The organism is Flavobacterium limicola (genome assembly GCF_003634755.1).
GTDB classification, from domain to species: Bacteria; Bacteroidota; Bacteroidia; order Flavobacteriales; family Flavobacteriaceae; genus Flavobacterium; species Flavobacterium limicola.
On sequence record NZ_RBXA01000008.1, the window covers coordinates 1 to 6,999 of the forward strand.

5 protein-coding genes are annotated in these 6,999 nt (G+C 34.7%); 4 read left to right on the plus strand and 1 reads right to left on the minus strand.

All coding sequences use genetic code 11. From position 1 onward, the window contains the following. From BC952_RS14690 to BC952_RS14700, 3 genes are all read left to right on the plus strand, one after another. Nucleotides 1–1,169 (plus strand): T9SS type B sorting domain-containing protein (locus BC952_RS14690; protein ID WP_147405287.1); only part of this gene is annotated, 1,169 nt, incomplete at its 5' end. A 49-nt stretch (nt 1,170–1,218) separates the two neighbouring features. After that, on the plus strand, nt 1,219–2,148 hold the full coding sequence (locus BC952_RS14695) for a PorP/SprF family type IX secretion system membrane protein (RefSeq protein ID WP_121366338.1): 930 nt from the start codon (nt 1,219–1,221) through the stop codon (nt 2,146–2,148). A gap of 15 nt (nt 2,149–2,163) precedes the next feature. After that, a complete protein-coding gene (locus BC952_RS14700) occupies nt 2,164–4,110 on the plus strand; it encodes an OmpA family protein (RefSeq protein ID WP_121366339.1) in 1,947 nt (648 codons plus the stop codon). 199 nt (nt 4,111–4,309) lie between these two features. Here the strand turns inward: BC952_RS14700 and BC952_RS14705 are convergent, their stop codons facing one another. Next, complete coding sequence (locus tag BC952_RS14705) at nt 4,310–5,536, minus strand: aminotransferase class I/II-fold pyridoxal phosphate-dependent enzyme (RefSeq protein ID WP_121366340.1); 1,227 nt, start codon at nt 5,534–5,536, stop codon at nt 4,310–4,312. Between the two features lie 266 nt (nt 5,537–5,802). Here BC952_RS14705 and BC952_RS14710 point away from each other — a divergent pair, with 266 nt between their 5' ends. Further along, nucleotides 5,803–6,261 (plus strand): Lrp/AsnC family transcriptional regulator, encoded by a 459-nt coding sequence (locus BC952_RS14710; protein WP_121366341.1) that lies wholly within the window; start codon nt 5,803–5,805, stop codon nt 6,259–6,261. The last annotated feature ends 738 nt before the right edge of the window (nt 6,262–6,999 follow it).

Here is a 6,999-nt window from a genome sequence, read left to right on the forward strand (position 1 = left end):
CGGATTACACGACAACGGATGTTACAGTAACAGTTCCTGCGGGAGCAACTACCGGAACAGTAAGTGTACCAACGACCCAAGATACCATTGACGAAGCAGATGAAACCTTCACAATCAACAATGGAGCAGTAAGTGCTACAGGAACGATCTTAGATAATGACAATGCACCAATTGTCATCATTGCAGATGCTTCCATCACAGAAGGTGGGGACTTGATTTTCGCTGTTACTTTGAGCAACCCATCGGCTACAGACATCACGGTTACTTTAGGATTTACAGACATAACAACAGCTGACGGAGATTATATCAAAGTTCCGGTAACGGTAACCTTCTTAGCTGGAGCTACAACAGCTACAGCAACGGTGCCTACAACACAAGATGCTATCGATGAGAATGACGAAACTTTCACTGTAGCGATCACCAGTACTACAGGAATAGTTGGATCTACAACAGATACGGCAACAGGAACTATTGAAGATAATGACGATTCGCCAGGTATAAGTATTTCAAAAACAGGGATATTTAAGGATGAGAATGGAGATGGATATGCTCAGGTAGGTGAGACCATAAGTTATGGTTTTGTTGTCACTAATACCGGTAATACTGTTCTGACTAATGTAACTGTGACAGATGCTTTACCAGGTTTGAATATGACAGGGGGAGCTATTCCGTTATTAGGCTTATCAGAAACTAATACTACCGCCTATTCAGCTGTATACACTATAACACAATTGGATATTGATTTTGGAAAAGTTACTAATCAAGCTGTAGTAAGCGGACTGACTCCTCAATTAGTTGTAGTAGAAAGTAACTCTAATAGTGTTACTACAACTTTAGAAGATGAGCCAATAGTGGCACCAGCATGTAGTATAACAGTATTTAATGCTGTATCACCAAATGGAGATGGTAATAATGATGTATTTAGAATTGATGGATTAGAATGTTATCCTGAGAATACAGTAGAGATTTATAATCGTTGGGGTGTTTTAGTATTTGAGCGAAATGGATATAATAATGATGAAAATGCTTTTAGAGGAGTTTCAGAAGGTAGGGTTACAATAAAACAATCTGAAGAATTACCTGTAGGAACTTACTATTACATCTTTAAGTATAAAGATCAAGATAATAAACAACAGGAGAAAGCGGGTTACTTATATATAAACAGGTAAACAGAGATAATACGCTGTAAATATCTTAAGAATTTAAAAAAATAAAGAGATGAGAATAAAAATAGTAAGTTTTGTTTTTCTGTTAGTATTTCTATCGGGATACGGACAACAAGATGCTCAGTTTACCCAGTATATGTACAATACCATTAATATTAACCCTGGTTATGCAGGCTCTAGGGAAGCAATGAGTGTTTTTGCCATGCACCGAACCCAATGGGTAGGTCTCGATGGAGCACCAATAACCAATACAGCTTCAGTGAACACGCCAATCAATGGTAGTAATGTAGGATTAGGTGTATCGATAATAAATGACAGAATTGGTCCCTCTGATGAGAATAATATCGCCATTGATTTTTCATACAGTATCAACACATCTGATCGTTATAAATTATCTTTTGGACTAAAAGCATCGGCAAATTTGTTGAATGTAGACTTTAATAAGCTGAGTCAATACGATCAGAATGATTATGCTTTTCAGACTAATATTGATAATAAATTTTCTCCAAATATTGGGGTTGGATTTTATTTGCATTCGGATAATACCTATGTTGGTTTATCTGCGCCCTATTTATTGGAGACTAAACATTTTGATCGATATGCTGCTACAGGGGCTAATAGTCATGTTGCCAAAGAAAACATTAATTTATATTTAATAGCGGGTCATGTATTAGATTTAAGTTACAATGTAAAATTCAAACCCTCTTTATTGACTAAGTATGTTCAGGGAGCTCCTTTGCAGGTAGATTTATCAACAAATTTCATGTTTAATGATAAGTTTGTTGCGGGTTTAGCCTACCGATGGAGTGCTGCGGTAAGTGCTATGGTAGGATTTCAAGCCAGCGATTCATGGTTTATAGGATATGGATATGACTTAGAAACTACGAGATTATCCAATTACAATTCAGGTTCTCATGAGATCTTTTTGAGATATGAATTGTTCAATAAGTATACCAAAATAATATCACCAAGATTCTTCTAAATACAGCATAACATTATGAAAATAAGCAATATATTTTATAGTTACAGTACGGTATTGCTACTATTGACATTGTCAGGATATAGCCAGAAAGCCAAATTAGCATCAGCCGATAAAAAATATGAAAATTATTCTTATGTAGATGCCATTTCTACGTATGAGCATGTAGCCTCAAAAGGATACAAGGATGAGAAAATGTTTCAAAAACTGGGTAACGCTTATTATTTCACAGCTGATCTTGTCAAAGCAGAGAAATGGTTCACTGAACTCTTTACCATGAATAAAGACCAAGAGCCGGAGTATTATTACCGCTATTCCCAAACACTAAAAGCAGTAGGTAATTATGCCAAATCCGATACCATGTTGGAAGAGTTTAATAAGCGATCTGGCAATGATCAGAGAGGGAAACTGTATGTAGAGCAAAAAAATTATCTGGAGGACATAAAAGCGAATTCGGGTCGTTTTGAAGTAGCAGATGCAGGAATCAATTCAGAATATTCGGATTATGGAAGTTCATTTTTGAAAGATAACTTGGTGTTTGCCTCTGCCAGAGATACTGGCGGAGTTGCAAAGAAAGTATTCAAATGGAACAACGAATCATTTACCAATTTGTATTTTACAACAATAAAACCAGATGGGGAGATGGGAAAAGTAGAGCGTTTTGATAAAAAGATCAACTCTAAATTTCATGAATCGACTCCAGTATTTACCCAAGACGGGAAAACAATGTATTTTACCAGAAACAATTATCTAGAAGGTAAAAAGCAAAAAAGCTCGAAAAGGATCGTTTTATTAAAATTATATAAGGCTACATTGGAGGCTGGAAAATGGGAAAATGTAATAGAATTGCCATTTAACAGTAATGAATATAGTGTAGCACACCCTGCCTTGAGTTTGGATGAGAAAACCCTTTACTTTGCTTCAGATATGCCGGGGACATTAGGACAATCTGATTTGTTTAGTGTATCAATACTCTCAGAGGACACTTATGGAACTCCAAAGAATTTAGGGAAAACTATTAATACAGAAGGTAGAGAAACATTTCCTTTTATAGCCACTGATAATGAACTGTATTTTGCCAGTGATGGACGTCCGGGACTAGGCGGATTGGATATATTTGTTTCAAAAATAGGGGAATCCAATCTTTTAGGAGAAGTGCAAAACGTAGGGTCACCAATCAATGGTCCTCAGGATGATTTTGCTTTTTTAATCAATAGTAAAAATCGTAATGGATTTTTTACCTCAAATAGAGAAGGCGGCAATGGCTATGATGATATCTATAGATTTACAGAACTTCGAAAACTGACATGTGAGCAAATGTTGGTCGGAATTATCACAGACCAGGAAACAGGAATACAATTATCGGATGCGAAAGTAAGTTTGTTTGATGACGAATTTAAGTTAGTAAGAGAGAGTTCGAGCGATGAAAAAGGGAGATACAATTTTGAAGCAGTGTGTGGCAAGACATATTATGTAAGAGCAGAGAAAATGGCTTATGAAACTAAAGAGGCAAAAGTTTCAATACGAAACAGGAACGGTAAAACAGAGTTGTCATTAGAGTTAGAAAAGCGAATTAAGGAAGTAGGAGTTGGAACTGATTTAGCCAAAACATTGAATATACCAATCATCTACTTTGATTTAGACAAGTCAGTGATCAGAAAAGATGCTGCATTCGAGTTAGAAAAAATCCTATCGGTTATGCAATCAAATCCGAAGATGAAAATAGATATACGTTCGCATACAGACAGCAGACAGACTAATAAGTACAATGAAAAGTTATCGGATCGAAGAGCGAAAGCCACTATCGAATGGTTGATTAAAAATGGAATAACATCCGATAGATTGACCGGAAAAGGATATGGTGAAAGCCAACTAGTCAACAAATGTGCTGATGGAGTGAAATGTACTGAAGAAGAACACCAAGTGAACAGACGCAGTGAGTTTATTATTGTAACAATGGAATAGTAAATGTCGTTATGATTGTAAAATGAAAGCCTTTCCAAATGGAGAGGCTTTTTTTGAAATATGTCAGTCCTGAAATAAGTTAACCAAATTTTTAGTTGTAAGTAAATAAAATACGTAGGCTATCATACACATTGTCTTTACTGAAAAATCCATTTGAAAATTACTTTCAAACGGATTTTTTAATAAATGAACGAAATAATTATACCAAAGAAATCGATTCTGCAGTAAGAATGTTTAATTCAACCATACATTCTTTCATCATCTGATACGTTCTTTCGATGTCATTATCTAAACCTATAGAAAAACGTATTAAACCATCAGTCAACCCCATTTCTATTTGCTCTTCCATTGGAATTTCGCTTGATGTTGAAGTTCCTGGTGCGCTAAATAAAGTTTTGTAAAACCCTAAACTTACTGCAAGATAACCTAAGTTTTTCGCTTGCATCAACTCCATCAAAGCATTGGCTTTTGCTAAAGTTCCTACGTCTAAAGTCATCATTCCTCCAAAACCATATTCTGGGTTAATCATAGTTGCATATAATTCATGACTTGGGTGACTTTTTAAGCCCGGATAAACCGTCTTTAGTCCAATTTTTTCAAAACGTTCGGCTAAATACATTGCATTATGACTATGTTGTTTCATCCTGATGTGTAAGGTTCGTAAGTTTTTCATCACGCTAGCAGAACGTAAACTATCCATTGTTGGACCAAGTAACATGCTTGCACCGCTATTTACATTTTTTAAATCATTGATAAATTCCTGAGAAGCACATGTTACGCCACCCACAGTATCACTGCTCCCATTGATATATTTTGTTAAGCTGTGAATAACGATATCAGCTCCTAATGTTGCAGGAGAAACGGATAGTGGTGAAAACGTATTATCAACAACTAACTTCAAATTGTGTTTTTTTGCAATTTTTGCTAGACCTGCGATGTCAGCCACTTCCAATAAGGGATTGCTTACGGTTTCACAATATAAAACTTTTGTTTTAGAAGTGATTGCAGCTTCCACAATGTCTAATTTGGTGATATCAACAAATGTAGTTTTGATTCCTAATCTTGGAGTGAAATTCTTTAAGAATGCATACGTACCACCATAAATGGTTCTACTTGAAACAATATGATCTCCTGAATCACATAATTGTAATAGTGTAGGGGTAATAGCTCCCATTCCTGAAGCAGAAACATTGGCTGATTCTGTTCCTTCCATGGCAGCAAGTGCTTTGTCTAAATATAGATTACTTGGAGAAGAATGGCGGGAATACAAATAGCATCCTTCCATATTGCCTTCAAAAGTATCAAACATGGTTTTTGCCGAAAGAAAAGTATAGGTTGATGAGTCAGAAATCGATGGATTTACACCACCAAATTCTCCAAAGTACTGTAAGTCTTGAATGTTGTCTGCGGGATTGAAATTTTTCATAATTTATATTTATTCGATTATTTAGGAGTTAATCCAGTTGTACATTTATCTCTTTGTTTTTAAAGAAAAAATAAAGATTTTATTTGGGTTGTGTAATTTGGTTGTATTTAAAAATCTACTTCAAAATAAAATAATTAAAGATTAATAATCAAGCATACTGTTTATTATTAGATTTTAAATCTAATAAAAATTATTTTATTAAATTTATTTTCTAAATTTGTTTTATAAACAAGATTTTTATAGATTATATTTCAAATTTTAATACAATGACTTTAGATTCAATAGATAAAAAATTGCTTTTTTTATTACAAACCGATAGTAAAAAAACAACCAAGGAACTTTCCTTAAAACTAAATCTTTCCGTTACAGCTGTGTACGAACGCGTCAAAAAATTAGAAAGAGAAGGTATTATTGATAAATATGTCGTTTTAATAAATCGTTCAAAAGTTAACAAGAGCTTTGTGGTTTTCTGTCATCTTAAATTGATTCAGCATACCAAAGAGTTTATTGCTAAATTTGAGTGTGAAGTCATAAAGCTAAAAGAAGTCATAGAGTGTCATCATGTGAGTGGTGATTACGATTATATTCTGAAAATTGTCGTAAAGGACATGGAGGCTTACAGGGAATTTCTGGTTACAAAATTGACCACATTACAACATATAGGGAGTACGCACAGTACATTCATGATTAGCGAAGTAAAAAACACAACTCTAGTAGATGTTTAGTTTTTTCTTTGAACTCAAACAAATGTTTTAGTATCCCTATCAGAAGTAAAATTTCTTGCTATATAATAGCCAAAATTTCACTGGTAAAAGCCATCCGTTTTGATTAGTTTATCATTTTGGCGTTCCTTATCAATACAAAAAGGCGATTATCAAAAAAGATAATCGCCTTTTTGTATTGATAAGTCGGGCTATTCGCTACAAGTCCTCGTCTCGTCCGAAAAGACGAGACTGTGGGCTTTTTGCTGCTATCCCTAACGCGGTCCTCGAATAATTAGGATATTCAGTTCAATCAAGAGTAGAAGAATTCACACTAACACAAAATCCGATAACCTTATATATAGGAGAAATTAGAAAATTTACGTCCTTATATGAGGTAAAGTATAAAGTGATTTTATTGATTCAACAGTTTTTTCTCCAAACAAAATAGGTACGGCAAGCTTTTTATAGGAGAAGATACGGAGAGACGAACCAAGAATAGGCAACAAATGATAAATTGAACAAGATTGTATGGGTAAAGTAAGTCGCTATTAAACTGGTTAAGGCTATAGGAATAGCCATTTTTACACACAAGTTCATCTTTTCCTTCGGAGAGGGTCGGGGAAAGGAAAAAACTTCACACTTCAAAAACCATGTTTTCAGTATGTTAAAGTAAAAGTTAAGAAAAGGGTAAAAAAAGAGTTTAAAAAAGCTTGTAAAAGCGAATAAAGGTGGTACTTTTGCACCCGCAACAACGCAGCC

Excerpts from the sequence above, each read along its gene's own strand:
- BC952_RS14700 (WP_121366339.1), top strand. The coding sequence starts at position 2,164 with ATGAAAATAAGCAATATATTTTATAGTTACAGTACGGTATTGCTACTA.
- BC952_RS14710 (WP_121366341.1), top strand. The coding sequence starts at position 5,803 with ATGACTTTAGATTCAATAGATAAAAAATTGCTTTTTTTATTACAAACC.
- BC952_RS14705 (WP_121366340.1), bottom strand. The coding sequence starts at position 5,536 with ATGAAAAATTTCAATCCCGCAGACAACATTCAAGACTTACAGTACTTT.
- BC952_RS14695 (WP_121366338.1), top strand. The coding sequence starts at position 1,219 with ATGAGAATAAAAATAGTAAGTTTTGTTTTTCTGTTAGTATTTCTATCG.